Origin of the sequence: Streptococcus sp. HF-2466 (assembly GCF_015594645.1) — a bacterium.
GTDB classification, from domain to species: Bacteria; Bacillota; Bacilli; order Lactobacillales; family Streptococcaceae; genus Streptococcus; species Streptococcus anginosus.
In genome coordinates this window covers 1-1,209 of the sequence record NZ_JADNQU010000027.1, presented here as the reverse complement: position 1 = coordinate 1,209, position 1,209 = coordinate 1, and the positions used below count along the sequence as shown (strand labels likewise).

The 1,209-nt window shown below is 33.7% G+C and carries 1 protein-coding gene and 1 pseudogene; one reads left to right on the top strand and one right to left on the bottom strand.

Features of this window, described 5'->3' with window-relative positions; genetic code table 11:
- Positions 1–433: 433 nt before the first annotated feature.
- Positions 434–947 (top strand): annotated as a pseudogene (locus IYQ91_RS09900) (DUF308 domain-containing protein).
- A gap of 77 nt (positions 948–1,024) precedes the next feature.
- Here the strand turns inward: IYQ91_RS09900 and IYQ91_RS09895 are convergent.
- A partial coding sequence (locus tag IYQ91_RS09895; RefSeq protein ID WP_195673609.1) for an IS3 family transposase occupies positions 1,025–1,209 on the bottom strand: 185 nt, incomplete at its 5' end.

The window sequence follows — 1,209 nt, the reverse complement described above, 5'->3', positions numbered from 1 at the left end:
GTTTAGTGCTCATGGCCAATAATCTCCTTAAATACAATAAGAGAACGACTCAAACTTAAAAAGCTAGAGTTCCATAATTGGGAATCTCTAGCTTTTTTGTGACTGAGAACTATTTTGTCTCAGACTCACTTACTCTCAACTATTTTTGCCCCATCATTTGCCCCACTTTTAAATCTATCTTTTCTTTTTGAATCAAATTACATCTTAACAAATAGTGTAAAGCCAGTTACTTTTGCTTTGATGCCATACAATATTTTCATGTAGAGAAGACAAATTTTATCTTCTCTTTTTATTTTCAAAATGATAAAAACTGATTTTCTTTTCATGAATCAGACTGAAATTTCCAAATTGTCCATTTATTTTATTGACATTTCCTATAAAAAATGTAGAATACTTCTATTATCAAACTATACTATATAGGGGGAGTATTGAAATGAAATTTTCTAATCGTTTATTACTATTCCTTGCAGGAGTTGTTTTTGTCCTTTTAGCACTTTTTCTATTTACAAACCCAGCAGCTAATCTTGTTGCTTACAGCTGGTGGATTGCATTTGGTTTATTGGTTGCTTCTATAGTGGCTATTTTAAGCTATTTCTCTGTGCCAAAAGAGCTTCGCTCACCTGTTTATCTTTTCCAAAGATTATCAACCTGCTCTTAGCTATTTACCTCGTTGCCTATGGATTGTGACCTTACCTGTCATCATTCCAACCATTTTAGGAATTTAGTTAATTGTAGAAGCCATTATTGCTTTCTTTAAAGGTAATTGTCTAGGACTGATTTTCTCTGCTATTGGCAATCACATCATGTGGGTGGCGCTACTTGTATTTCTGCTTAGATTAGTCATTTTGTTCAATCCAACAGCTACAAGCGTCTTTGTCATTTATGCCGTTGCTTTTGCATTTTTAATTGCTGGTTTTACCTATATCGTTGATGCCTTTCGTAAATAATCTAGTTGCTATTTCTATCGCATTCAAAAAAGCTGGGACAAAAATTGTACTGCCCTCAAAAAGTTAGACAAAAAATATTAGTGAAAGGATTTAGTTCTGTACTGCACAGGACTAAGTCCTTTTAGTTTCGTTTTGATCCGTTTATTGTTGTAATAAACAATATAAGTTGCAATAGCTTTCTCCAGCTCATCAAGCGATTGATAACTCTTCTCATAACCGTAGAACATCTCCGATTTGAGGATGCCAAAGAAGGACTCCATCA